27 protein-coding genes are annotated in these 26,071 nt (G+C 37.3%); 10 read left to right on the forward strand and 17 right to left on the reverse strand.

The genetic code is table 11. The features are described 5' to 3' along the window. Positions 1-137: 137 nt before the first annotated feature. The gene (locus ACLLO5_RS02355; RefSeq protein ID WP_413173885.1) at positions 138-488 is read right to left on the reverse strand and encodes a carbon dioxide-concentrating mechanism protein CcmK; all 351 of its coding nucleotides are present in this window, start codon (positions 486-488) and stop codon (positions 138-140) included. An 82-nt stretch (positions 489-570) separates the two neighbouring features. Then, entirely contained in the window at positions 571-882 is a 312-nt protein-coding gene (locus ACLLO5_RS02360; protein WP_200320166.1) for a carbon dioxide-concentrating mechanism protein CcmK, read from the reverse strand. A gap of 125 nt (positions 883-1,007) precedes the next feature. Here ACLLO5_RS02360 and ACLLO5_RS02365 point away from each other — a divergent pair, with 125 nt between their 5' ends. Then, positions 1,008-1,895, forward strand: a complete 888-nt coding sequence (locus ACLLO5_RS02365; RefSeq protein WP_413173886.1) for an alpha/beta fold hydrolase — start codon at positions 1,008-1,010, stop codon at positions 1,893-1,895. A 3-nt stretch (positions 1,896-1,898) separates the two neighbouring features. Here the strand turns inward: ACLLO5_RS02365 and ACLLO5_RS02370 are convergent, their stop codons facing one another. The 4 genes from ACLLO5_RS02370 to ACLLO5_RS02385 all read right to left on the reverse strand — a co-directional run bounded on the left by ACLLO5_RS02370 (position 1,899) and on the right by ACLLO5_RS02385 (position 5,705). Beyond that, on the reverse strand, positions 1,899-2,453 hold the full coding sequence (locus tag ACLLO5_RS02370; RefSeq protein ID WP_413173887.1) for a hypothetical protein: 555 nt from the start codon (positions 2,451-2,453) through the stop codon (positions 1,899-1,901). Beyond that, positions 2,453-3,085 (reverse strand): AAA family ATPase, encoded by a 633-nt coding sequence (locus ACLLO5_RS02375; RefSeq protein WP_413173888.1) that lies wholly within the window; start codon positions 3,083-3,085, stop codon positions 2,453-2,455. Before ACLLO5_RS02375 ends, ACLLO5_RS02370 begins: the two co-directional genes overlap by 1 nt. 312 nt (positions 3,086-3,397) lie before the next feature. Continuing rightward, complete coding sequence (locus ACLLO5_RS02380; RefSeq protein ID WP_413173889.1) at positions 3,398-3,823, reverse strand: hypothetical protein; 426 nt, start codon at positions 3,821-3,823, stop codon at positions 3,398-3,400. A 73-nt stretch (positions 3,824-3,896) separates the two neighbouring features. Next, complete coding sequence (locus ACLLO5_RS02385) at positions 3,897-5,705, reverse strand: ABC transporter ATP-binding protein (RefSeq protein ID WP_413173890.1); 1,809 nt, start codon at positions 5,703-5,705, stop codon at positions 3,897-3,899. A 127-nt stretch (positions 5,706-5,832) separates the two neighbouring features. Between ACLLO5_RS02385 and ACLLO5_RS02390 the strand changes: the two genes are divergently transcribed. The 3 genes from ACLLO5_RS02390 (at position 5,833) to ACLLO5_RS02400 (ending at position 9,155) form a co-directional block, all read left to right on the forward strand. Next, positions 5,833-6,681 carry a prohibitin family protein gene (locus tag ACLLO5_RS02390; protein ID WP_413173891.1) on the forward strand — a complete coding sequence of 283 codons (849 nt, stop codon included), beginning with the start codon at positions 5,833-5,835 and terminating at the stop codon, positions 6,679-6,681. Between the two features lie 82 nt (positions 6,682-6,763). Next, positions 6,764-7,180 carry a DUF1824 family protein gene (locus ACLLO5_RS02395; RefSeq protein WP_413173892.1) on the forward strand — a complete coding sequence of 139 codons (417 nt, stop codon included), beginning with the start codon at positions 6,764-6,766 and terminating at the stop codon, positions 7,178-7,180. Positions 7,181-7,232: 52 nt separating this feature from the next. Next, positions 7,233-9,155: an ATP-binding cassette domain-containing protein gene (locus ACLLO5_RS02400; RefSeq protein ID WP_413173893.1), complete on the forward strand. Its 1,923-nt coding sequence runs from the start codon at positions 7,233-7,235 to the stop codon at positions 9,153-9,155. A gap of 156 nt (positions 9,156-9,311) precedes the next feature. Here the strand turns inward: ACLLO5_RS02400 and ACLLO5_RS02405 are convergent, their stop codons facing one another. After that, the gene (locus tag ACLLO5_RS02405) at positions 9,312-9,686 is read right to left on the reverse strand and encodes a hypothetical protein (protein ID WP_413173894.1); all 375 of its coding nucleotides are present in this window, start codon (positions 9,684-9,686) and stop codon (positions 9,312-9,314) included. 426 nt (positions 9,687-10,112) lie between these two features. Between ACLLO5_RS02405 and ACLLO5_RS02410 the strand changes: the two genes are divergently transcribed. Then, positions 10,113-10,895, forward strand: a complete 783-nt coding sequence (locus tag ACLLO5_RS02410) for a hypothetical protein (RefSeq protein WP_413173895.1) — start codon at positions 10,113-10,115, stop codon at positions 10,893-10,895. Between the two features lie 63 nt (positions 10,896-10,958). Here the strand turns inward: ACLLO5_RS02410 and ACLLO5_RS02415 are convergent, their stop codons facing one another. Next, positions 10,959-12,695, reverse strand: a complete 1,737-nt coding sequence (locus tag ACLLO5_RS02415; RefSeq protein WP_413173896.1) for an iron uptake porin — start codon at positions 12,693-12,695, stop codon at positions 10,959-10,961. Positions 12,696-12,915: 220 nt separating this feature from the next. Here ACLLO5_RS02415 and ACLLO5_RS02420 point away from each other — a divergent pair, with 220 nt between their 5' ends. Both ACLLO5_RS02420 and ACLLO5_RS02425 read left to right on the forward strand, forming a co-directional pair. Next, positions 12,916-14,115, forward strand: a complete 1,200-nt coding sequence (locus ACLLO5_RS02420; protein WP_413173897.1) for a Coenzyme F420 hydrogenase/dehydrogenase, beta subunit C-terminal domain — start codon at positions 12,916-12,918, stop codon at positions 14,113-14,115. Position 14,116: 1 nt separating this feature from the next. Next, positions 14,117-14,260, forward strand: coding sequence for a hypothetical protein (locus ACLLO5_RS02425; protein ID WP_413173898.1), 144 nt, complete (start codon positions 14,117-14,119; stop codon positions 14,258-14,260). A 115-nt stretch (positions 14,261-14,375) separates the two neighbouring features. Here ACLLO5_RS02425 and ACLLO5_RS02430 read toward each other — a convergent pair whose 3' ends face one another. Together ACLLO5_RS02430 and ACLLO5_RS02435 are read right to left on the reverse strand one after the other, a co-directional pair. Then, positions 14,376-14,672: a type II toxin-antitoxin system RelE/ParE family toxin gene (locus ACLLO5_RS02430; RefSeq protein WP_413173899.1), complete on the reverse strand. Its 297-nt coding sequence runs from the start codon at positions 14,670-14,672 to the stop codon at positions 14,376-14,378. Then, positions 14,669-14,893, reverse strand: a complete 225-nt coding sequence (locus ACLLO5_RS02435) for an addiction module protein (RefSeq protein ID WP_413173900.1) — start codon at positions 14,891-14,893, stop codon at positions 14,669-14,671. Before ACLLO5_RS02435 ends, ACLLO5_RS02430 begins: the two co-directional genes overlap by 4 nt. 525 nt (positions 14,894-15,418) lie before the next feature. On the opposite strand from ACLLO5_RS02435, the gene ACLLO5_RS02440 reads away from it, so the two are divergent. Together ACLLO5_RS02440 and ACLLO5_RS02445 are read left to right on the forward strand one after the other, a co-directional pair. Further along, positions 15,419-15,859, forward strand: a complete 441-nt coding sequence (locus ACLLO5_RS02440; protein ID WP_413173901.1) for a type II toxin-antitoxin system Phd/YefM family antitoxin — start codon at positions 15,419-15,421, stop codon at positions 15,857-15,859. After that, complete coding sequence (locus tag ACLLO5_RS02445; protein ID WP_413173902.1) at positions 15,856-16,278, forward strand: type II toxin-antitoxin system VapC family toxin; 423 nt, start codon at positions 15,856-15,858, stop codon at positions 16,276-16,278. The genes ACLLO5_RS02440 and ACLLO5_RS02445 overlap by 4 nt, the downstream gene beginning before the upstream one ends. Before the next feature lie 45 nt (positions 16,279-16,323). On the opposite strand, the gene ACLLO5_RS02450 is transcribed toward ACLLO5_RS02445, so the two are convergent. The 4 genes from ACLLO5_RS02450 to ACLLO5_RS02465 form a co-directional block, all read right to left on the reverse strand. Then, the gene (locus ACLLO5_RS02450) at positions 16,324-16,632 is read right to left on the reverse strand and encodes a hypothetical protein (RefSeq protein WP_413173903.1); all 309 of its coding nucleotides are present in this window, start codon (positions 16,630-16,632) and stop codon (positions 16,324-16,326) included. Positions 16,633-16,842: 210 nt separating this feature from the next. Then, positions 16,843-17,520 (reverse strand): hypothetical protein, encoded by a 678-nt coding sequence (locus ACLLO5_RS02455; RefSeq protein ID WP_413173904.1) that lies wholly within the window; start codon positions 17,518-17,520, stop codon positions 16,843-16,845. An 86-nt stretch (positions 17,521-17,606) separates the two neighbouring features. Next, positions 17,607-21,260, reverse strand: a complete 3,654-nt coding sequence (locus ACLLO5_RS02460; RefSeq protein WP_413173905.1) for a hypothetical protein — start codon at positions 21,258-21,260, stop codon at positions 17,607-17,609. A 168-nt stretch (positions 21,261-21,428) separates the two neighbouring features. After that, complete coding sequence (locus ACLLO5_RS02465; RefSeq protein WP_413173906.1) at positions 21,429-22,118, reverse strand: hypothetical protein; 690 nt, start codon at positions 22,116-22,118, stop codon at positions 21,429-21,431. A gap of 437 nt (positions 22,119-22,555) precedes the next feature. On the opposite strand from ACLLO5_RS02465, the gene ACLLO5_RS02470 reads away from it, so the two are divergent. Then, positions 22,556-23,938 carry an NB-ARC domain-containing protein gene (locus ACLLO5_RS02470; protein ID WP_413173907.1) on the forward strand — a complete coding sequence of 461 codons (1,383 nt, stop codon included), beginning with the start codon at positions 22,556-22,558 and terminating at the stop codon, positions 23,936-23,938. On the opposite strand, the gene ACLLO5_RS02475 is transcribed toward ACLLO5_RS02470, so the two are convergent. The 3 genes from ACLLO5_RS02475 to ACLLO5_RS02485 all read right to left on the reverse strand — a co-directional run bounded on the left by ACLLO5_RS02475 (position 23,918) and on the right by ACLLO5_RS02485 (position 26,025). Further along, positions 23,918-24,412, reverse strand: a complete 495-nt coding sequence (locus ACLLO5_RS02475; protein WP_413173908.1) for a GNAT family N-acetyltransferase — start codon at positions 24,410-24,412, stop codon at positions 23,918-23,920. The two genes, ACLLO5_RS02470 and ACLLO5_RS02475, sit on opposite strands and share 21 nt — an antisense overlap. Beyond that, positions 24,412-24,696 (reverse strand): DUF1778 domain-containing protein, encoded by a 285-nt coding sequence (locus tag ACLLO5_RS02480; RefSeq protein ID WP_413173909.1) that lies wholly within the window; start codon positions 24,694-24,696, stop codon positions 24,412-24,414. Before ACLLO5_RS02480 ends, ACLLO5_RS02475 begins: the two co-directional genes overlap by 1 nt. 99 nt (positions 24,697-24,795) lie before the next feature. Next, positions 24,796-26,025, reverse strand: a complete 1,230-nt coding sequence (locus ACLLO5_RS02485) for an aminotransferase class I/II-fold pyridoxal phosphate-dependent enzyme (protein ID WP_413173910.1) — start codon at positions 26,023-26,025, stop codon at positions 24,796-24,798. Positions 26,026-26,071: the final 46 nt, after the last annotated feature.

The raw sequence follows: 26,071 nt of genomic DNA on the forward strand, positions 1-26,071 counted from the left end.
ACACTTGTGATACTAAGGTCAGTAAGTTCCTCATCAGGAAGCAATAGGCAAGTGCGTTGGCTCGGTTTCCCGACTTGTTAGCGATACTCCGAAGGGGCAAAAGGTAATTCTTCACCCACACCCCTACACCTGTTAATCTATCTACTGTTGGAGGATCTAACGATGGGATTTTCTACAGAGTCTCGATACTGTTGTACCTCATCTGTATAGGCGATAGGAAGAACAGCTTCCACGTTTTCATGGGGACGGGGAATAATCACCCAAGATTCTAAGGTGCCACCATAAACGTTTTCTGCGGCTTCTACACCAGCAGCCATAGCGGCTTTGACTTCAGAAACGTCACCACGAATATTGACTGTAAAGCGGGCGCTACCTACTCTGATATAACCAACCAGAGTGACTCGTCCAGCTTTTACCATGGCATCTGCCGCTGCGAGAACTGCGGGAAAACCCTTTGTTTCTAATGATCCAACTGCCTGTAGTGACACTATTAATCTCCTTTATGAATAAAATTATGTGCTACAAGTTAATTTGGGGAAGTTGCCTTCCTAACGTTGCCAGTAAAGTCACTTAAAAAATGCGGAAAGGTTCGGATTTTGAAGTGAAGTGGATGGGAAGAATGGTTTCCACATTTTCTGGAGGATTAGGAACTATGTAGTGAGTGATCACTTGACCACCATAAACTTCTTCTCCAGAAGCGATTCCAGCTGCAACTGCTGTTTTGACTTCTGCAACTTGTCCTCGGACAGCGACTAGTAAGCGTCCGCTTTCTGCGATGCCATAATATACGATTGTGACAGCGGCAGATTTGACCATTGCATCTGCTGCTGCTAATACACAGGGAAAACCTAAAGTTTCAATTACGCCAACCGCCACTGGCATGGCTTGACTCTCCTGAATCCGCAATAAGTGATATTTATTGTACGAGGCTTTGGTCCCCATTATGACGTTTGGGAAAATTTTCTTTTTTGATTGTCAGTGGTCAGTTGTCAGGTAAACTGATGTTTATGTTTCCAAGTTTTTTACCTGCCGCTGTTGGGCAACTGAGTGAAATCACTTCTATCGCTTTGGCTCAGAGTATCCAAAGTCAAGCGATTCCGACTTCTTTAAGTCCTGAACCTATTACCACTACTTATGTAAATCAAGGTAGTGGAGGTATACCAATTTTATTAGTTCACGGTTTTGACAGTTCTATTTTGGAATTTAGACGGTTGTTACCGCTGTTGTCCAGGGAGAACGAAACTTGGGCTGTAGATTTATTGGGGTTTGGCTTTACAGATAGACAGCCGGATATTGCTTACAGCCCAGTGGCCATTAAAACTCATTTATATTATTTTTGGAAAAGCCTGATTAACCAACCTGTAATTTTGGTTGGTGCTTCTATGGGGGGTGCAGCGGCCATTGATTTCGCCCTAACTTACCCAGAAGTGGTACATAAGCTGGTTTTAATAGACAGTGCTGGTTTAAAGGGTGGTTCAGCTTTGAGCAAATTAATGTTTGCGCCCTTGTATTCTTTAGCGGCTGAGTTTTTGCGAAATCCCAAAGTGCGCGATCGCATTTGTCGTACTGCGTATAAAAACCCCAGTCTGATCTCCAGTGATGCTTTATGCTGTGGAGACTTACACCTAAAAATGCCTAATTGGAATCAAGCGTTGATTGCTTTTACTAAAAGTGGTGGTTACAGTGCTTTTAAATTTAACCAGCTTGCAGAAATTCGACAACCAACGCTGATTTTGTGGGGTGATACAGATAAAATTTTAGGAACCAGGGATGCTCAAAAGTTTAAAAAAGCAATTCCTCAAAGTCAACTGATTTGGATTAAAGATTCCGGTCATATCCCGCACTTGGAACAACCAGAAATCACAGCCCAACATATTTTAGATTTTCGCGGTTAGATTTTAATCGTACAACCAAGTATTATTGGCAAAATCATCATTGGCTTGATTTGGAAGTTCCTGGAGTCTTTCTGGTGATCTGTATGACTTTTTAGGGTTAATGGATAAAGATTTAGAGATTTGTTTAACTTGTTCCTTAGCTGTTTCCTTAATTGGTTCTTGAGGTTTTTTCAACTCTTCAATTTCTGCTATTAACTGGGAATTAGACTCAGCTAATTGCAAGGCTGTTTTCTTGGTTTCATGAAGTTCTGTAGTCAACCGTTCCACCAAAGTATTCTGTGTAGACAAATCGGCTTTTAAATCACTAATTTGCTCCCTGAGAGAAACTTCTTTTTTCTGTGATTTTTCCAGAGTCGTGGTCAATTCTTTAATTGTGACTTCTAAATCTGCTTTAGTCGGATTTGTGCGCCTATTAGCAGTGGGTGTAGAATCTTCCGTAGTAGAAAAATGTTCTTCTACAACTGCTTGTGCGGTCACTTCAATTGCTGTTTCTCCCACCTGGGGTGTAAATTTTTGTGCTTCTTCTTGTAGTAAATCAGAAAGATTTTTTTTAGCCATTATTTCCTCCAATCATGCATTAATTCATCAGCCACACGACGGTAATCAGATGTTGCTTCCCGTGCGTTTCTTCCTCGCCATTGAGTAATTGTGACACCCTCAAGGGCGGCTCTTTCATGAGCTTTATAAGTACGAATAAAAGTATTAAAAACTGGAATACCTAGTTGTACAAGAGTTTTTTGTGCTTCTAATGCTTCTCCTGAACTGCGCGTATCGACTTTAGTTAACAGTACCCGATGGGGAGTACCCAGGGGAATAACGGCTTGCTTAACTGTATCAATGAGAACAGTTAAATCCATTGCTGCTGGTGGTGTAGGTAAAACTAAGTAATCTGCAATCTCTACTACCGCTGCTAAAGCTTCAGAACGCAGTGCTGGAGGAGTATCTACCACTACTAAATCGTAACTTTTTATTTTTGGTAATTCGCCCAGAAGTTGTGGATTTGTATCTTGAGCCAAATCAAAGCCCATACCCTGCTGATTTCGTCGAAACCACCAACTAGCGGAGCCTTGAACATCTGCATCAATGAGCAGAACTTTTTTTTCTGGAGCAAAGTTAGCAGCTAAATTGACTGCGGTAGTCGTTTTACCGACTCCTCCTTTACCATTCAGGATAGCGATAATTTTTGGCACTGTTTACTTCCGACCCAACCTAATACCAATTTTGATGTTTAGATTTTGGATTAAAATTACTAACTATTACATCAATGTACCGCTTTTTGGGGACTAGCAATCCAAAAAAATTGCCAAAGTTAAAATTAAGAAAATGTGAGCGACTGGGGGCGTATGGTCAATATATCCGGGGAATTACGTAAAAAATAAGTGACAACTGGCAGATAGGTAAGCCTTTTAAGATCGGAAAATCAATGCTAGAAATTACCTTGCGGGTAATATTACGGATAAATCCTCAGCGTACCTCCGCGCTTCCCTCCGCGTGACTCTGCGTTAAAAAACAATCTGCTCAATCATCCTCTCTTCCAACGATTCCAACAAACTATCCACATCCTTACCAAATTGCTCAAAACAAACCTGCGGTGATGGTTCAGGTGCAAACTGAATTAACTTAATTTCTCCCTTCCCAATACCAATCATCAGAACTTCCATTTCTGGTTTATTATTCTCAATAATTCCCAAAAGTTCTTGTAGACGATTTTCAACGCGCTCATTTAATTTTTCTACTGCTTCTTTGGGACAATAAACAAAATGAGGCTGGGGTTGTAAATCAATGCCAATAGTTCCCTGACTATCACCATTTTCTAACCATAATCCCCAAAATAAAGCGGCTAATTCTTGTTGATTTGCTTTGACAAACTTATCTAAAAGTCGTCTCCATTTGTTATCGCCTGTTTCCGGTTGGATACCACTAAACATAATATAAATTCAAATTTCAAAGAGTTGCTTTTGGATGTGTTGGGTGTGTTTTATCGCTATCTAGGCGTGAAACTTACTTTAAGCCTGATTGGACACGCCAGAGACTAGCGTAAATACCATCTTTTTCCAGGAGTTGTTCATGGGTTCCTGATTCTACTAATTGTCCGTGTTCCATGACATAAATGCAATCAGCGTTGCGGATAGTAGAAAGACGGTGAGCGATCGCAATTGTAGTCCGATTCACGGTAATCCTGTCTAGAGAACGTTGAATAGCGGCTTCTGTTTCATTGTCCACGGCTGAGGTAGCTTCATCTAAGATCAAAATGGGTGGATTTTTCAATACAGCACGTGCGATCGCAATTCGTTGTCTTTGTCCACCAGATAACTTTTGACCCCTTTCTCCCACAATTGTCTCATAACCTTGGGGCAAGCGCATAATAAAATCATCAGCTTCAGCGACTTTTGCCGCCATGATGATATCGTCGTTTTTGGCATCAAAAGTCCCATAGGCAATATTTTCAGCTACCGTACCATGAAACAAAAACACATCTTGACTTACCAAACCAATAGCACGACGTAAATCCCGCAAATTTAAACTTTGTAAGTTGACCCCATCTACAGTTATTTTTCCGTGCTGTGCTTCATATAACCGTAACAAAAGTTTCACCAGCGTGCTTTTACCAGAACCTGTAGACCCAACAATAGCGATCGTATTTCCTGCGGGTATTTCCAAAGATAAACTTTTAATTACTGGTGGTCTATCTTTATAAGCAAAAGTCACATTTTGAAATTCAACAATTCCCCGCACCAAATCCACAGGAAGATTAATATTTCCTGTATGAATATCAATGGGAGTATCTAATAAATCCATCACTCGATTAGTAGAAGCCATTGCCCTTTGATATAAATCAAAAGTATCTCCTAATCTAGTTAAAGGCCAAAGTAAAAGTTGAACTAAAAATACCAATGAACTATAAGCACCTACAGCTAATCGCCCCGCAACTGCTTCCATTCCGCCAAAAATTAATAATACCGTAAAAGCAGCCAAAATTAACATCCGAATTAAAGGAATAAAAGCCGCAGAAAGAGAAATTGCTTTAGTATTACTTTGGCGATAAGCGTTACTTTCAGCTTCTACTCGTGCCGCTTCATAATCTTCAGCCGTAAAACTTTTAATAGTAGTAATACCACTGAGATTATTCGATAATCTGCCATTCAATAAACCTACCTTTTCTCGGACATCAGCATAACGAGGTGCAAGTAATTTCTGAAAAGCTATTGAGCCTCCTAGAATAAAAGGCATAGGCAACATTGCCATCCATGCCACACTAGGAGCTAAAATAAAAAATGCACTGCCAATAATGACAATAGTTGTCACTACTTGAATAATATCGTTAGCACCCACATCTAAAAAACGTTCTAATTGGTTAACATCATCACTGAGGATTGACATTAAACCACCCGTACTGCGTTCTTCAAAATAAGCTAATTCCAAATTTTGTAGGTGTTTATATGCATCCAGTCGTAAATTATGCTGAACATTCTGTCCCAAATTACGCCATAACAACTTATAGCGATACTCAAAAAAAGATTCTAATATCCAAGTAATAACTGTGAGTAATGATAAAATTACAAATTGCCAAGTAATATCTTTAACACCTAACTTAGCAATGATAGAATCCTGTTGTTTGACAACCACATCCACCGCAATACCGATTAATGCTGGTGGTGCTAGATCAAAAACTTTATTGAGGATAGAAGCACCAGTTGCGAGCCAAATTTGCTGATTATACTCATACCCATAGTCAAATAGGCGTTGCAAGGGATGTGCAGAATGTCTACGCCTTCTTAATAACCGATGAGATTTTAATTCTGTAGTCACAACCGTATACAATGACTGGAAGATAATATTATCACATAATTTAGGTTATTAATCATAATTCTTGATCGTCTGTTATGTGTTATTTGATGCAAAAATCAGCAATGATAATTTATCAGGAGATAAAAAATTGAATACTAAACAGATAGGGAATTTGTCAACTACTATTTTCGGTATTTTCTTATCATTAGTAGTATTATTGGCGATAAATTCTTTTGTAATTATCAACCCTGGACAAGCTGGAGTAATCAGCATTTTAGGTAAAGCTAAAGATGGTGCATTGCTGGAAGGTATTCACTTAAAACCACCATTTATCACCGTAATAGATGTGTATGATTTGACAGTACAAAAATTTGAAGTTCCAGCAGAAAGTTCCACCAAAGATTTGCAAAATTTAACTGCGAGATTTGCAATCAACTTTCGCATAGATCCGATAAAAGTAGTTGAAATCAGAAGAAAACAAGGTACTTTAGCCAATATTGTATCAAAAATCATCGCGCCCCAGACCCAGGAAGCATTTAAAATAGCAGCAGCAAAAAGGACAGTAGAAGAAGCAATTACTAAACGAAGTGAATTAAAAGAAGACTTTGATACAGCATTAGGCGATCGCTTAGATAAATATGGGATAATCATATTAGATACGAGCGTAGTTGACCTCACCTTCTCACCAGAATTTGCGCGAGCAGTTGAAGAAAAACAGATTGCGGAACAGCGCGCGCAAAGAGCCGTCTATATAGCAAGAGAAGCCGAACAAGAAGCCCAAGCAGAAATTAATCGTGCCAAAGGTAAAGCCGAAGCGCAAAGACTCTTAGCAGAAACCCTCAAAGCTCAAGGAGGACAATTGGTTTTACAGAAAGAAGCAATTGAAGCTTGGAAAACAGGCGGCGCAAAAATGCCAAATGTGCTAGTTATGGGTGAAGGTTCCCAAGGCAGCATACCCTTCATTTTCAACTTAGGGAAGATGGAAAACCAGTCTTGATTTTAGCTAAAAATACTAGTAAGGTGAGTCCAGTCTCATCTTACTCACCGCCAACCACACCACAAGCATAATAAACGAATATATGCCTACTCCTCAAGATCCCAAACTCACAGTCCAAGAAGCCAAAAAAATCCTCAACAAATTCAATTGTTTGGATATTGCTCCTATTCTCAAACCATCAGAAAAAGTGTTAACTCGTCAAGCATTAATTTTGATGGCCAGCCTTTCAGATTACCAAATTTTGGGAATTTGTGCAGAGACAGCAGAAGAAGGAATTCTCGCCATGAAAACCTATTCTCGTGCTTTTCATTATGAAGCTCCCGACAATTTACCAACCCCTGAAGGAGCAGTTTATATCAAACTAAATGGTAAAAATGGACTGTGTTATCTCGACTCTTATTATGGACATCATCGGGGAGTTTTAGTTTCGTGCCAATCTAATTACGAAACAGGAATTAACGAAATGTATGGACATTTACCCATTGATTTGTTTGTTTGACAAGAAATAGGAGAGAATAACTAAATTACAAATGACCACTGGCTAAATATTTATGAGTATTATTACACTACAATCAGTAAAAAAAGACTTTGGTATCAAAGAAATCCTCAAAGATGCCAGCTTTAGCCTTGATATCACTGATAAAGTTGGTTTAATTGGTACTAACGGTTCTGGCAAATCAACATTACTAAAAATGATCGCCGGGTTAGAAACAATTGATAGTGGTCAAATTTTAGTTAACTCCGGCTCTAAAATTATCTACTTACCCCAACAGCCAAATGTAGATGAAAATCGCACAGTTTTAGAACAAGTATTTGCTGACAGCGGTGAGCAAATGGCTTTGGTGCGAGAATATGAAGAACTTTCTGATAAATTAGCACATTATCCAGAAGATAGTCAGTTAATGTCTCGTCTGTCTGCGGTAATGCAACGCATGGACTCTACCGGTGCATGGGAACTAGAAACCAATGCCAAAATCATTTTAACAAAATTAGGAATTGCTGACTTTGATGTGAAAGTCGGGACATTATCTGGAGGCTATCGCAAACGCATAGCACTAGCAACAGCCTTATTAGCCGAACCAGATGTATTGCTAATGGATGAACCTACAAACCATCTTGATGCGTTGTCTGTAGAATGGTTACAAAGTTATTTAAATCGTTATCGTGGCGCACTTTTTCTGATCACCCACGACCGCTATTTTCTCGATAAAGTTACTAATAGAATTATCGAAATTGATAGAGGTGACATTTATACCTATACAGGTAATTATTCCTATTACTTAGAAAAAAAAGCATTAGCAGAAGAATCAGCGGTCAGTAGTCAACGTAAACATCAAGGTGTCTTAAGAAGAGAATTAGAATGGCTCAAACGGGGACCAAAAGCTAGAAGTACCAAACAAAAAGCAAGAATTGACCGTGTTCACGCCATGCGCGACACTGAATTTAAACAAGCACAGGGTAAAGTAGATATTTCCACAGTTAGCCGTCGCATTGGTAAAAAAGTTATTGAATTAAATAACATTAGTAAAGCCTACGATGGTAGAACATTAATTAATAACTTTACCTACGAATTTAGTCCAGAAGACCGCATTGGAATTATTGGTGCTAATGGTGCAGGTAAATCTACCTTAATGAATATTATCACCAGACAAATTCAGCCTGATTCTGGAAATGTCGAAATTGGTAGTACCATTCACATTGGTTATTTTGATCAACATTCTGAAGACTTACTCACCGCATTAAATGAAAATCAACGAGTAATTGACTACATTAAAGAAGAAGGTGAATTTTTACAAATAGCTGATGGAACAAAAATTACTGCTTCCCAAATGTTAGAGAGATTTTTATTTCCAGGAAGTCAGCAATATGCACCAATTCATAAACTTTCAGGGGGAGAAAAACGGCGTTTATTTCTATTACGTCTACTCATCAGTGCGCCTAATGTCTTAATATTAGATGAACCAACCAATGATTTAGATGTACAAACATTAGCGGTATTAGAAGAATATTTAGAAGATTTCACTGGATGTGTAATTGTAGTATCCCATGATCGCTACTTTTTAGATCGCACCATAGATACAATTTTTGCTTTAGAAGAAGGTGGGAATTTTAAACAATATCCTGGAAATTATTCAGTTTATTTAGATTACAAAAAAGCTGAAGAAGCACAACAAGAAACACTGAATACAAAAGAAAAGACCAAAATTGCAACTGAAGAAAAAGTTACATCTCCAGAAACAGAAATTAAAAAAAGACGGAGATTATCTAATTGGGAAAAACGAGAATTTGAGCAGCTAGAAGGTAAAATTGCTGAATTAGAAGATGAAAAAGCCTCTGTTGAAAAAGCATTAGTAACTGCTACTCCTGGGAATTATAGCCAAGTACAAAAACTGTATGAACAGGTAGAAGCACTAAAGCAAGCGATTGATGTAGCCACAGAACGCTGGTTAGAATTAGCGGAAATGGACTCTTAATAATCACAGTTATCCAATACCGCTAAATCAGCTAATTATTTATTGATACAGCAGGTTGCGTAGTTAGGAGGTACAAAATCTAAATTCAAACCTATACACAAAGCCAGTTTTACTCCTGACTCCTGACTCCTGACTCCTGAATTCTACTGTAATTATTTACGTATTAGGTAAATCATCTCCATTCCAAGCTTTATCTATGCTAATTACCCAAGGGATACCGTTATTAACTGGTGAACTAATACTAATTTTAGCTTTGTTAGCAAACCGTTTTAACGTTTCGGATAAGTAGGGAACAGTCGTCATGATATTTTGATAACTTTCTATATCATGACAAATCATAATTAACATCAAAATACCGCCATTAACCTTAAAATACCAGTGACAATTAGATAAATAAATGCGTATCATGCTATCGCAAGCTAGGAAAAAGCGTTTTTTAGTTACTTCTTCCAGTTGACTGAGCAATATTTCACTGATTTGAGTAGTTTTATAGGAAGGTAAATCATCTGGAGATAGGTGTGGCTTAGTCATGGTTTTTCGTCCTTATTCACAAGAACAAGCAACTGACGTAAGAGAAGTCAGTTTTTGAGATAGTCCCAGGTCATAACCGTTCACTCCCTTATGAATGTTTATATAGTTTATATTTATGCTTCTCTCATTTTCCACATATTTTCTTTAGTAAGTTAGATACAAAAATATATGAAGTTTTATGATAATTATGTCTATTTTAGGTAATAACAACCTGTATCTTTGTTTCTATTTTTTCATGACTTCCAGTTTATTCAAAGACTTAGCTTATATGTAAAAACTAGGAATATTGTGTAAAAGATCAATTCCATCACTTTATACCTCACTTCATCTTGATGTAGCGTTCTTAAGACTGATTTGTATATAGTTTTTGTTGAAAATATTTTTATTGTATAATCGCAACAATTAATATTTATCTATAACCAGCAAATGAAAAACACTGATAGAATCGAATTTAGCTTTTGGGAAGCTGGATGTTTAATTTGGGTGGGTGCAAAAGATTTATGCGGACTTACTTACCAGGAATTTTGTAATTTAATTTGGGGAAATGACTTTGAAAAAATAAAACCATTCATTTTGGAAAATCAAGCATTTTTAGCCATGAATCTTTATCAAGATGATGGTTATCGAGTGCGGGTAGTTATGGGGGAATTAAACCCAAAGGAACAAGAAGAATGGGTAGCAAGAGTAAGATGGAAATTAAACCTTTCCTGTGGTGCAATGGTAGTTTCAGGAATACTAGATGAAGACGAAGAAGAATTTAACAATTTACTATCAGCAAATGAAATAAAAGATGGTGATGCTTTGCAATGTTATGTAGAAGTTCCACCAACAATATATCAAGTAGAAGTTTATAGTTATGCACCGGGAGATTTATCTACAGGTTGGGGACAAATTACTAATCCTAAATTGTTTAAACCGCAACCAGGGATTGAACCAGAATCACTCAAAGATTATTTTTTCAGAACTCGTCAACCAGAAGAAATATCAGCTTGGATAGGTTATGAAATTACAGAAGACGAGCAGAAAAAAGGAGAATATTATCAAGCTGCTATAGAAGAAAATTATATTAATTTTATTATCAGGTTATCTCCTGTAATTGAGGATTTATCTGTACCACAATTAGAGGTTGATGGTAGTATTGCATGGGAGTTTAGAAAACCTGATAAATGTCCTTTGGGTATTTTGGGAATGAAGGGTAATAGGAATTAAAGGGATCTCAAGTGCAAATACCGCGTTGAAAATATTGATTTTTTTAATAGATTACAGCCAAAATCAAAAACTAAATTGCAACCGCACATTACCTACATAAATATTGGGATTACTATTAAAATTATTGGGATTAAAAATGGCGTAGAATGCTGGAATCAGAGAGATATTATCATTGACAGGATAATAATAAGAAGCTTCTAATTCGTAGATTTTACCACCATCACCACCTCCGGCTACGAAATATTGACGACCTGTTTGAATATCCATGGGTACAACTAAAGTTAATACTCCTAATGCACCTTTTTTTCCTAAGTCTGGAAAAGCCATTCCTACTTGCCAAGACTGCACATTAACTGCTTCATTAATGGGTTCTAAATTAATATTACCGTAACTGTAACGTCCAAAAATACCTAATTTTGGATTTAATAACCAATCGAAATTAAAGGCAAAAGTATGGCTGTATGCGTGATCTAAGCCACCTGATGAAATTGTACCTGTAGCAGGGTCATAAACAGAAAAACCAGGGCCAGCATCAAGATAACCATAGGGGAGTGGTGCGGCATTTCCACCTCCTACTTGTCCTCCATAAGCCTGAAGACGGGTATAGTTGTAGCGGAAACGTAAATTCAGTTTATCTGTGGGACTATAGGTTAATTCGCTAGTTGTAGAATTTGTACCACCAAATAGTCCAAAATCAGGATTACTAGAGGTATTATAACCAAATTCACTGGAGAAATAGGGAATATTTTCTCCTAAATAAGATGCTTTCCACATTAATTGCGGGCTAATTTTCCATTCTAAAACTGCACCAGATCCCCAAAAAGTTGCGCTACTTTGAGTGCTGGCAACAGAAGCATAACTACTTGCTCCATTTAAGTAAGATGTGAAGTTGTTAAAATCAAAATAATTAAACCAGTTTACTCTCGGTCCTAGTGTTAATTTAACTGCATCTGTGAGAGGAAATGAGTAGGATAAATCTTGAATTACAACATCCGGTTTACCAGTTACCAAACCAGATGTTTGATCTGTATAAGGATTACCATATGTATTCAGAAAACCAGCGGAAACAAATTGATTAATAGGTGATGCTCCATTTCCGGCTGCTAATTGTACGGTTAATAAATCTTTGCCGGTAAAAGAGGTATTTAACGTTAACCAGACTAAACTACTTAAAGTAGTTTGACTATCACGAATAGTATTAATTAATGGTTCTCCTGTGGTGCTATCTCTACCACCTGCGAAACGAGCATCCAAAGGGGTATTTGGTAAGGCTTCAAATTTGATATTATCCCCTGTCGATACTCCAGTTAAGTTTATCCAAGCTGAACCGTTTAGTTTTGTGGTTGTAGAAAATTGTTGTTCTTCTAAGGGAAGGATACGCTGTTCAAGACTATCTAATCTTGTGCTTAATGCGGTTAATTCTGAAGAAAATTGAGTTTGTAATTGTTTGATTTTATCTAAATCATCTGCTTGAATTTCTCCTCCAGAATTAATTAATGGAGTAATTTTTTCTAAACAAGTATTTAAACCTGTTGCAAATTCATAACGAGTAATAGTTCTATTACCTAAATAAAATCCGTTGGCATTGCCTTCTATGCAGTTATACTTTTCTGATAAATTCTTTAATGCTTCATAAGCCCAGTCTTTAGGCTCTACATCACGTAGTTCTGATACAGAATTATTTTGCACTAGTTCATTATTTTCTGCTTCGGGTATGGGATTAGCATTAGCTTGAATGGGATTGAGTGTGAATGCGATCGCTATTATGAAGCAGAATTCTTGTAGATAAGCTAATTTCATGATTTTTAACTTTGTTTTAAGAATTTCATTTAGCTGAATTAGGAAAGTTGAACCTTAGCCACCGCTTCCTGTCTTGTATCTCCATAAGCCAACCACCGGGAATATCAATTACTTCCGCAATAAAGCGTCCGTCTTTCTCTTATCCAACTTAAAACGCCCACATCACAACCCCTAACGGTAAGGTAATAAAAGCCATATTTAGTAAAAATAAACAAAATAAATGACCACCATAGATTCCAGCAAACACAAAAAAGCCAAAGCCCTCAAACCTGGAAGCGTGCGTCCCGCCAAAGAACTTTGTAGCGAATGTGGACTATGCGACACATACTATATCCACTATGTTAAAGAAGCGTGCGCTTTCATCACCCAAAGAATAGACGAACTAGAAACCACTACTCATAACCGCCCCCGCAACCTAGAAGACGAAAATGAGCTATATTTCGGTGTTCATCAAGAAATGATGTCCGCACGCAAGCTAGAACCCATAGAAGGCGCACAATGGACAGGAATAGTTAGCAGCATAGCTATAGAAATGCTCAACCGTGGCTTAGTTGAAGGAGTCGTCTGTGTGCAGAACACCAAAGAAGACCGCTTTCAACCTATGCCTATCATAGCGCGAACCCCCGAAGAAATACTAGCGGCAAAGGTAAATAAACCGACTCTTTCCCCCAACCTATCCGTATTAGAACAGATAGAACAATCGGGAATGAAGCGGTTATTAGTCATAGGTGTAGGTTGTCAAATCCAAGCATTACGCGCTGTAGAGAAAAAACTCGGTCTGGAAAAACTTTATGTACTCGGAACACCATGTGTTGATAATGTTACCCGCGCCGGACTGCAAAAATTCTTAGAAACTACCAGCCGTTCCCCTGAAACAGTGGTTAGTTATGAATTTATGCAAGACTTCCGGGTACACTTCAAACACGAAGACGGTTCAGAAGAAACAGTACCCTTCTTTGGCTTAAAAACCAACGTTCTTAAAGATATCTTTGCCCCATCTTGTATGAGTTGCTTTGATTACGTCAACTCCCTAGCGGATATAGTAGTCGGGTATATGGGCGCACCCTTCAAATGGCAATGGATAGTTGTGAGAAATGATACCGGAAAAGAAATGCTGGAACTGGTGAAAGACCAAATAGAAACCCAGCCAGTTATGTCTAAAGGAGACAGAAAATCCGCAGTACAGCAAAGTATACCAGCTTATGACCAAGCCGTGACCTTACCGATGTGGGCAGCGAAATTAATGGGAGTGGTGATTGATAAAATTGGACCAAAAGGTTTGGAATATGCGCGATTTTCCATAGATTCGCATTTTGCGAGAAATTATTTATACGTGAAGCGGAATCATCCTAAGAAGCTGGAAGCGCACGTACCAGAGTTTGCGAAGCGGATAGTAGGACAGTATAAGTTACCGGAATAAGATGTATGGTAAGCGATCGCACTTTCATTCCAGTTTACCTAATTGGGGGGAGCGATCGCACTTAATAAAACATAAGGTAAGCGATCGCACTTTCATTCCAGTTTACCTAATTGGGGGGAGCGATCGCCTGTGGAGTTATCTTTAAAACTTCACCTACAAAATAAAAGCTTAAACAGGGAGGGTTAATCACGGGTTTACCAGAACTCAGATATCGCTCTATGATTTAAATAAACCTAAATAGCGTAATTTATATCTATTTTTTAGGTTCGCATCTGCCATGATTTGGGATCTCTTCGACTATGAAAAATTGCTGTTACAATTACACGACTTGAGACAATTCGATAGTATATAGCATAGGGAAAACGTCGCACTACCGCCCGATGAACATCAAGATATACAACTGCATAAGACTCTGGCATCTGGCAGATCCGATTTAGGAGATCATCCACACAGTCTAAAAACTCGTCACCAAGTCCTGTTTGTTGACTTTGATACCAATTATAAGCTTCATCTAGTTCTTCACGAACTTCTGGACGAAATACTAGGACATAATTCATTGCTGTCCTCTAATTGAAGCTTTAATTTCCTCCCATGTCATTACATCGTCTGGATTTGCTTCATAATCAGTAATCCGCCGATCAAGCTCTCGTTTTTGCGCTACTGTCAAATCTGGACAAGCTTGTTCTGCTGCTATACTTTCCCAAATCTCTTGCACAAGATGAATTCTATCTGCAATACTGAGGGATTTGATTTCCTTTAAAGTTACAGCGATGTCCATATTCTGTTACCTCAATCCGAATATCTGGCATACATTTATTTTCTAGGATAAGCGATCGCGAATCGCTTTGTAGAAATCGCTCTTTTATTCCAGTTTACCTAATTGGGGGGAGCGATCGCCCAGTTCAGATCACCCTCCATAAGCGCGTTCAATCTGCTTTGGATGCACTTTCTCCTCAAGAAAAACAAACTGTATCTCAAACTTTGATAAAGTTAGCTAATTCTGGGATATAAACAGCAATATCAGCTAACATCATTAAAAAGCTGAAGATAGATGAACCACTCTATTTATTGCTCATCAATCCCAACTTGAGAGCAATTTTAAATATGGATAATCCCGATGAAATTAAAGTTTTAGATTTGATGACTCACGATAGGTTAGAAATTTTTGCGGCTGCAAATAGCTAACTTTAAGTATAATCCATGAAAGATTTTATTAAATTTGATTTTAATCCCGTATTGCTAGAAGTCAAATTAGAGAACTTTTCAGTATATACTATTTGTAGTGAGTAGGAGATAAATAACAATGTCAGAAAAAACTTTCGATATTACTTACTTGTCTGATAATTTAGTTGAATTATTATCAGATATCCAAAATAATATGGAAATTACCCTAACTCGTCATGGTGTTCCTTTGGCAAAAGTTTTACCTATTTCTCCAGAAAAATCTATAGTGAAAGAAGCAGGTTTAGGTTTAGATCAGATGAGTAAAGAAGGCGTTTTAGATCCAAAAATTGGGGATTTGTGGCAAGGAAAGGTGAAGGTTGCTGATAATTTTGATGAAACTTCAGAAGAAGTGATTGCTGCTGTTTATGGGGAACAAACCAATCTAAAAGATTTGCATAATAAGTGGAATACTTGGTTTGAAGAAGTTGATAATTTGAAAATTTTATCTTCTGATTCTCAACTAGATAATTATGGATCAGCACTACTGGAAAAGTATAGAAATCAAGGGTTAGATGTATGATTCTCTGTGATGCTGGTCCTCTTTTTGCCCTTGTTGATAAAAAACAATCTCAACACGCATCTATTAGAGAAGCAGTAACGAAAGTCTCAATTCCCTTGACAACAACATGGCCATGTTTTACAGAAGCGATGTATCTCGCTTTACATCGTGGAGGATGGGCAATGCAAAATCAGTTAGGAAAGCTAGTTACTAATGATATGTTAACTTTTTATGAAATTCAACCAACAGATTATGAGCGTCTATTTGAACTAATTAAGAAGTATCAAGATCGTCCAATGGATCTTGCAGATGGCACTCTTGTAATTGCTGCTGAACGTTTAGGAATAAATAGAATATTGACTCTGGATGCAGATTTTTTCTTTTATCTTATCAATGATTCTGAATCCTTCAATGTTATTAATTTGAATGATCCGCAGTAGAATATTGACGGTTTGCTGTTTCCCAGATTATGGGAAATGCGATAATTATGCAGGTGGTAAAATGAGTCGCTTGATCACTAATTCTGGATTCTCTAAAAATGGATTAATTTGGTTAAAATCAAATAATCCATTGGCAATATCTCCAGCATATTGATGAATTAAAACCTTACAAGGAACTGGGTTTGCAGGTTCTATTTGATCTCGATTCCAAGGGCGAAGATTTGTTTGTTGATTACCGTAATTGGCAACCCATAAACCATGACATTGTGCGCCGGCTTTCATGGCAGCACTGAGATTTTGTTTTGAAGTTGGATCTTGTTTGGCACTCAGGTAAACACAAGGAAGCAATTTCACTTTACTACTGGCATTTAAAAAGGCTTCTGACCATCCTAAATAAAATTCTTTGGATAATGATGGTTGTCCTTCAATTCCTTCAACATCTAGAATATTGGCTCTGTCTAATGAAACCCTGTAAAAACGTTTGATAAAACGCCTCTACAATGTGTTCGATTTATATGCAAAATGCTTTAATTCTGATTCGTAAATACGATTTCAGATTGAAATTTAGGGTGTTTTGCAATCATCAGGATAAAGAGTGGGAACAAAACCATTGAGTTGTTGTTGCACTTCCGTCAAAGTTTCTGTATCTGGCTTTTGAAAAGTACTAGGTACTTGATTCATAGTTCTATTGAAAGAATTAGATAAACTATCTACTAGTTTATTACAAACGCTCAACTTCTTTTTTTGACTGTTCGGCAGTTGTGTTACATCCCCATTATTGTCTATTGAGAAAAGACAAAGGTTAAGAATACGACTATCTCCATTATCACAAAGGAATGATTTTTCAACAACCCGATTATTCCCCAATTGACGTTTAGTCCATCTTACTTGGTCTTCATTAGGGGCTTCTTCGTACACAGCCTCTACTGTGCAAGAATCTTTCTGGCAATCTTCTATCTCAAGTTTTCTACCTTGTTTATAAAAGTCTTTAGGTTCTGAACCATTCATATTACCAAGCTGAACTTTTCTATCTTCAGCTACATGGGCTGGAAAACCTGCATAACAACTATTAGCTATACCCAAAATAGAAAGTGTAACAATTGAAGATAGAAACCGAGAACAAGATTTTGGCAGTCCTTTTGACTTAGTAAATATTTTTAATGAATTTATTTTATCTTCACCCTGATTAATATTAGAGTCTTGGTTGGCTATTTTTAGATGATTTTCATTGCAAGTTTTCATTTGTTTTTACTCCTTTTGATAAATTAGAATCGTTTGATTGGTTATTGAAATCTGTTACGAGTTTTTTCCAAATAGGAAAATCTGTTTCATTTACTTTCGGAAAATAACTGGTTGGAAATTTTTCCCCAATACGGATATGTCCAACCAAAAATGCGTGTAGTGTCTTGCAGTATCTCTAGGGATAACTTTTGGTCAATTGTATCAGAAGCCCAAATCCAGTTTCCTAACTCATATAAAAATTGAATTAATCCATGTTTGACTCCACGAATAGTAAATAATGCTTCCTTAAAGTCACCAAGCCAAGCAACAACTTCTGCCAAGTCTTTCAATATGAAATCGTTTTTAAAGTTGTCATCCCCTAATTTTTGACCAATCAAGTATTCGGATTTTATAGCAATCTTGTCAATGTCTCGCATTTTAGCTGAATTTTCAGCCTGATTTATAGCTTGTGAACACTCAGCCTGTTTTTTGGTTCGAGCTTCATTTTCAGTGTAACTTTTGGCATCTTCTCTGATTTTATCCATCTTCTTTTTCGCTTCAATATAGAAGTTATCATTCTCAAGATTAGGGCAAATAGCTATCGCCTCTAGCTTAAAACCAGCTTCTACTAAGATTACAGCCCATTTAGTTAAAACTGGTTCAGTTTGCTGACCTTTCTCTATTTTGGGTGCAAGTTCCTCAGCTTCACTAAAGGCTTTACGGGCTTGATCAGTATACTTACTCTGTACTAAGGCTATTGCCAATTTTCGTAATTGTTTTGATCTTACAAATTCATGAGTAATATCTTTTGTAGCTTCCTGTGCTTGCAAAAAATATCGAAATGCTTTCTCAGTTAATCCTCCCTTTACCAAACTTTCAGCGAATTCCCTTAATATTTCTACTCGCGTCGAAGCCATTGCAATGAAGTTAAGAATGTTTATTGCTTTTTCAAAAAGTTCTTCCGCATCCTTTTCATTCCCACCCTTTGCTAAGGCATTTGCCAAAGATGCTAACGATTCTGCCTTCAATTCGTTATCTGTGATTTTGTCGGCAATTTCTTCTAGTGTATTAAATATAGTTTTACCTTCATTAGCAAACTCCTCTCCAGACTGTGTTTGCGAAATTGCAAGATTTATCAAAATTTCTGACTTTTCCCAATCTTGAACTGTATTTGCATTTGCTAAATTATGAACTTCATTGAATATTAAACGTGCATTTTTTGTCTCTCCAGCATGGTCAAATGCTTTCGCTAAATCTAGTAATCCTTCTACCTTCTTTAAAGTTGGTGCTTCCCTGAAATCTTTCTCCCCCCAATCCACTTTTTTTAGAACGTCTTTAGCCAAGCTCAACATATCACTGGCTTTTCCCATGTCTCCAGTGTTCACTAAAGCTGTTGCTAAATATAATAAAACCTTAAATTTATTAAAGTCAGAATCTTTTATTTTGTCTGTAATATCTTCTGCTTGTTTAAATAGATTATTGGCTTTTTCACTATTTCCGCTTTTCTTTAAAGCTGTTGCTAACTCTCCTAATACCTCTACTTTTTTAAAGCTATCATTTCTGATTTTTTCTAATATTTCTTCAGCTTCGGTTAATTGTTGATCCTCAATTAAAGCGATTACCAAATTACGTAGAGATTGTATTGACCATGAATTATTTTCAATCTCATTGCGTGCGACTTCTGTAGCTTCTTTTAAAACACTAGAAGCTTCATATAAAACATTAGAATTAGATTGCTTTGTGTCTTGTAACGCATTATATATAATTAATAAATCCTTCAATTTTTCATCAGGATTAGTCCTTAAACGAGCATAACTGAGAACTTCATTTGGTTCTCGTCCTAACCAGATTAATGTGCTTAAATCAGTATTTTCATAGGCGTTTGCTCGTTGTTGTACTACCAAACGTGCTGTATAAAGCTTGATGAGGTTTAATAATTGGTCTGGAGGTACAGGATCATTAAATTTAGCGATCGCTAATTCCAGATCATTAACGTAAGGGCGATCGCTCTTATAAATATCACGTTTCCGGTTCATCCAGTCTGGGGAAGCAGTCAGCAGCGTGTAAAGTTCCTCTTCTCGTCCAGCAGCAGCTAAATGTTGAGGTAAATGCAATAATCCATACTGGTCTATTAAATCTATGTTTTTCCAGGAATTAGATTCTTTCTCGTAAAAGGATGCAATTTTATTATGGTAGTCTTTTTCGGTTAATGGATAATCCCTATTACGTTTATTGTCTAATAAGTATTCTTTTAACGAATTATGATAAAAGCGATAACTAAATGCTGTATCACCTTCAATTTCTTTTAAAAATTGCTTAATGGTAATAATTATAGAAGAAACATAGCCTTCATCTATAGTGGAAAAATTAGCTATTTGCTTGTGAGTTAGGGCTTCTTTAGCAACTGCAAGGATGCCCACAATTGGCAAATAATTTTTTACCCAATCGTAGGCATCCCTTCTTTTATTAATAAAAATTATCTCTTCAATCTCAGCACTGAATTTTTTAGCTTTATCAGAAAGGTATTTATCTATAGTGTCAGGATTTTTTACTATTACAGTTACTTTTGTTCCACATTCAGATCTCTTAACATCAACAATGTTATCTTTGTCTTGCTCCCATGCCGTAATTAATCCTCGTGGAATAATTGGTGTTCCATCTGTAAACTTTACACCGAATTTAATTATATTAGGTATATCTTTGCAAATTTTTTCCAGTACGAAAGCTCCATATATTCCATCAAGTCCTTGAGGAATATTATCTATATTTAACTTACCATCTTGTATTACCTGCTCAAAAAAGTGATAAAGATACAGAAAATTGTTATCACTTTTCTCTTGAATTTTAGCGATAATTTTATCTTTTTTATCGTTTATTACATTAACTAATTCAACCAGAATATCTTCGCTTATGTGCTTCTGGATATATTCTTTTATATCAGCAGAAACTTCTTCTTTATGGTTTTCAAAGTCAATAAAATCTTGGGGGTTATAAAATATTTTTTTTAATTTTGGCATCGGTCTAGTAGTCATTACTAGACGTAAATTATTTGGAAAATCATCGTTATAGCGAGGAATAACATCTAAAATGCTCTTACCTGAACCTTCCGATAACTCATCCAGAGCATTAATCAAAATAGTTACTTCTTTATCTTCTTCTTTTAGGGGCAGATTTTGAATTTTTTTAATAGGATCGAGTACAGCCAGATGCAGCAATGTTTCTTCATCAAGAGCTAACGCTGTATTTACTACGTTTTGAATCTGTACACCAGTTACTTTAGTATTTGATACATCTCTTAATTCAATTTTTACATTAGCTTTTAAAGGTTTTTGCCAGGGTAAACGGAATAAGTTCTTAATAATAACCGTGTTAACGTCACTTCCTTGGGTAATAGAATCACCTGTTAAAGAAACATCTAAAGAACCTGCCTCATCAAAAATCTGCTCACCATATTTTTCGTAAAGTTGTGAACCAATAGAAAGTAGAAATGACCGAGGATCAATGCCAGTTACACTACTGACAGCATCAAATCGAATAAAGTGACGAGGACAATTCCAATGATTAGCTAGATGAGCTAGATAAGCAGTTTTACCGCTTCCTGGTTCACCAACTATAATCAAATGCTGCTTGCCAGGATTTTCTTTAAAATGCCGCTCAATCTTTTCTAAAAGCCATTCTCTTTTCACAAAATCAACAGGATTGAAGAGAGATGTAATAGTTTCTTGGTGAGTTGTAATTGTATTATTAAATGAGTTATTCATAATAAATAAAGTCTTAAGTTGGTTTTTAACGAAAATTTTTCTTTAGAGAACTCCATAAAAAACATAATCCAATAGCGTAGGGGTAATTCATGAATTACCCCTACTTTTGCTGGTACAAGTTTTAGGGGAATGATATTAAAACAGGATCAATCATTCTATGGAGTTCTCTTAGGTAAGACGAGTTAAGTTATCCACAAAATTCCCTAAATCAATTAATTTTTCTTTAGGTATATCGTTTATATTTTTCATCACACGACCCAGTATCTTCTTCTCTTGATCATCCAACGTGGGAAGATATTCTATCAAAATCTTCAAATTACTAATAGTTGCTGGGTTTAGCTCTTCTATAGCCTTTGATAATTCACTTTTACCAATTTCAAAACCTATGACTTTAGCCTTTTGTGTGATTCCCTCTACAAGTTGATCCACGTTTATAGCCGCAAGTTCTTCTACGGTCATTCTATCCGCTACAACACCTTTGACAAAGGAATCTGATATGTTCTTCACAGACTGTTTTAATTTTCTAATTTCAGCTTCTGCTTTGGCAAGTGCCACGTCTTTTTCTGCGTCCATTTTTTTTAGTTCCTCTGTGTGTTTTTGTTGGTTTTTATATTTCTTGTCTGTTTGTATTCCCTTTTGTTTATCACTCAATAAATAGTAACCAACAGCCAGAAAAGGAATAATATAGAAGAAAAGAACACCAGATTTTAAAAATAAATCTTTTGCATACACCCACAGCACGATTAGCACTATTGGGTAGCACAACAAGAAGATTAAAATCTCATTACTTATCTTTTCAATTCCCTTATTTACAATATTTAAAACAGCTTCTAAGGGTGTTTTTTCTGGCTCTTTCATGGATGGGTACTTCCTTACCAATTTCTAATAGCTACACTCATTGACATCTCATTTTGTTTTCTATTAGACCAACCGCAACAGTATCTTACCTAACACGCCATTTAGCAATGGAAGTTTGCCAACTTAAGCAAACTGCTGTAAAAATCCTGACAAACGATCGCTCTCACCCCGCTACCACGAACCTTTCAAGCGTTGAGACTGTAAGCAAATTCAACCACGGAATTATTGCAAATTGTTAAAACTTCCCTTTTTTGCACAATGCTGTATTGATAAACACATCAAGCAACCGCTATACTCTGTTCAATCTCTTAGCTGTATCTTTATACTCTTGTCAGATTAATACCGTTTTCCCGGAAATCAGTGATTTTTCCGGCGTTTAGAGCTAATTCTCTTGCCCTATTTGGCTTTGCTTAAAAAAATCTATATATTTCTAAGTTATGGATTTACCAAAAAAACGTAAACGTGGGTCAATCCTCACTGTTCAAGGTTTAGATAAACTTAATAACGCCATAAAAACACAGGAATATGCTGAAAATAACGGCAAGCGATTTAACCTAGACAATCTCCATGAACAGACTGGCTTAGACTCTCATACCTTATGTAAAATTTTTCAATGCAACGTCAGGGTTGATAAAAAGTCTCTAGTTCAATGCTTCAAGGCATTTAATCTGGTGCTAGAGTCTGATGATTATGAATCACCTCCTCCCCTCCCATTAGTCACACCAGAAGCACAGTCAACACAATTCCCTATCCAACCTCTACAGCCTCAAATTCAGCCCTATGGGGATTATAGTTTAGCCCCCCATGTCCCCGTTTTCTATGGACGCACCGCAGAACTGGCAACGTTGAAGCAGTGGATTCAGGTCAATCGCTGTCAATTAATTATGGTATTAGGTATGGGTGGTATGGGTAAAACCAGCCTCATAGCCAAGTTAATGGCAGGTTTTACCAACAGTACAGACTCGTCATCATCAGAATTTAAGTATGTCATTTGGCGATCGCTTCGTCATGCGCCAACAGTAGAAGAAACCTTAACTGATCTGATTCACATCCTCTCACACCAGCAAGCCGTTGATTTACCCAAATCTCCAGATCAATTAATCTCAAAGTTAATCCAATATCTCCATCAAACTCGTTGTTTGCTGGTTCTGGATAATCTAGAATCTATTCTGCAATCTGGAGAACAAGGGGGATATTATCGAGAAGGATTTGAAGGCTATGGACAACTGATTCGCAGAATTGGCGAGTCTACCCACAAAAGTTGTTTAATTATCATTAGTCGAGAACCACCGATCGCATTTATTTTACTGGAGAAAAAAGCCAATTCGATTAAATCGCTGATCCTGAAAGGGCTGCTTCCTGAAGACGGAATCAATATTTTACAGTCAGAAGGAATTAACGAGACTCAAGCAGAATGGCAAACCTTACATCATCACTATGCCGGAAATCCCCTCATACTCAAAATTGTAGCCACCAAGATTCATTTTCTATATTCCGGCAAGATTAATCTTTTTTTAGACCAAGGTATAACCGTATTTGGCGATATTTACAATTTGTTAGATCAACAATTTCAACGCTTATCAGATTTAGATCAAACCGTCATCTATTCCTTAGCGATTCACCGCAAACCCATATTAATGCCAGAATTACTTAACGCTATCATGCCTCCTGTCACTTCTCAGAAGCTGTTCGGTAGCATAGATAGGCTAAAATGGCGATCGCTAATTCAATGCAACTCTAACGGATTCACAGTACAAAACGACGTGATGGAATATGTCACTAGTAAACCACGTGAGTTCCTAAGTAATAGAATCACGTAACTCATTGAGAGTAATCATCAATGTCATTGGTTCAACTGGAGATAAATTAAAACCTAAAGCCAAATAAAAATTCTTGGCTTCCTCAGAAATAGCATGAACAATAATTCCTCTAATACCAATTGTATCAGCAGCTTGAATAATCCTTAGTCCTGCATCACGAAATAAAGCACGTCCTAAACCTTGGCCTTGATAAGAACTATCTATTGCTAACCGCGCTAAAATTACCACCGGAATGGGGTCAGGCATATTTCGCCGAAATTTACCTAAAGCTAATTGTACACTAATTGCTCCAGAAGCAAGAGCATAATATCCAACCACTCTATAATCATCGCAAATAACAAAAGTTCTAGTTGCTCCACTAATTTGATTATTATAAGCTCGACGTTTTAACCAATCATTAAGAGAAGCAATTCCACAACAAAAATCATCACAGCAATGATGGCTAGATAGAGGTTGAGGTGCTGTTAAATTCATTACTGTTCCCAAGGTGGGGTTGTCTGCATGGTTTTGCGTAAACGTTCATTGGGTTGCGGTGGTGCATCTAATAAGGCGATAAATTCTGCATAAGCTTCTGGAGTTACTGTAAAAATAGTCCTTTCCAGCAAAGTTTCTTCCGCAGCATTCCGCGCAGCAGCCAAAATAAAATCAGTTCTATTTTTACCTAACACTTTGGCTGCCATATCTATCAAATCACGTTCTTCTGGTTTAATACGTAAATTTAGGGTGTTACGTGGAGTTTTTGTGGTTTTATTGGTCATGGTTTATTTTTTGGGGTGTTATTACTGATGAAGTTATTTTAGCATCATGTAATGACAACGACGTTACGCTATTCCCAGAAAAGATCCATATATCAGCATTCATGCTTCTCCTACAGCCTCAATAGCTGCCTGTAACGCGATAGATACATGAGTCCAATGCGTACCACCTTGGCAATAGACAATATAAGGCTCACGTAATGGACCATCTGCTGATAATTCCAAGGTGCTACCTTCAATAAATGTCCCCCCAGCCATGACTACTTGGCTTTCGTACCCCGGCATATCGTCGGGGATGGGGTCGAGATAAGATCCGATGGGTGAATGCTGTTGAATGGCTTTACAGAAGGCGATCAATTTTTTGGCTGAACCGAGTTTAATCGCTTGAATTACATCCCCTCTCGGTGCTAGGGGTGCAGGGTTAACAGGATATCCGAGTTTGTCAAATACGTATCCTGTTAGGTAAGTTCCTTTCATGGCTTCCCCAACCATCTGCGGTGCTAAAAATAATCCTTGGAATAAGAGACGGTTTTGGTCGAAGGTTGCACCACCAGCACTACCAATACCGGGGGCTGTAAGTCTACAAGCTGCTGCTTCTACTAAATCAGCACGTCCGGCTATATATCCCCCTGCGGTAACTAATGTACCACCTGGGTTTTTAATCAATGACCCGGCTATCAGGTCTGCACCGAAGTGGGTAGGTTCTTTGGTGTCAATAAATTCTCCATAGCAGTTGTCTACAAAACAAATTGTGTTGGGGTTTTGCTGTTTAACTATGTGAATAATTTTTTCAATCTCTTCTATGGAAAGGCTTGGCCGCCATGAATATCCACAGGAACGTTGAATTAATACTAGTTTGGTATTTTCTTTAATTCCCTGCTTTAATGCTTGCCAATCTATTTTTCCTTCCTTAGTTAGTTCTAGTTGGCGGTATTTTATGCCAAAATCAATAAGAGATCCTTGGTTTTGACCACGCAAGCCAATCACCTCTTCCAAAGTATCGTAGGGAGAACCAACCACTGCTAACATTTCATCCCCAGGCCGAAGCACTCCATACAGCGCACAGGCGATCGCATGAGTTCCTGATACAATCTGCACTCGCACCAACGCAGCTTCTGATCCCATTACTTCGGCAAAAACTTGATCTAAGGTTTCTCTCCCCAAGTCATCATGTCCATAGCCGCTTACACCCGCAAAGTGGTGCGCCCCTACTCGATGATTACGAAATGCTGTTAGCACTCTTTGAAGATTATGCTTGACCTGTGCGTCAATTCCAGAAAAAATCTCTAATAGCGCCTGTTCTGCTTCTTGCAGCTGCTCTATGCTGTTCATTGTTTCCTCATTTAAAAAAATAATCTAAATATGCGGATTCCTAAAT

It is taken from the genome of Anabaena azotica SJ-1 (assembly GCF_047275885.1).
Classification (GTDB): domain Bacteria; phylum Cyanobacteriota; class Cyanobacteriia; order Cyanobacteriales; family Nostocaceae; genus Trichormus_B; species Trichormus_B azotica_A.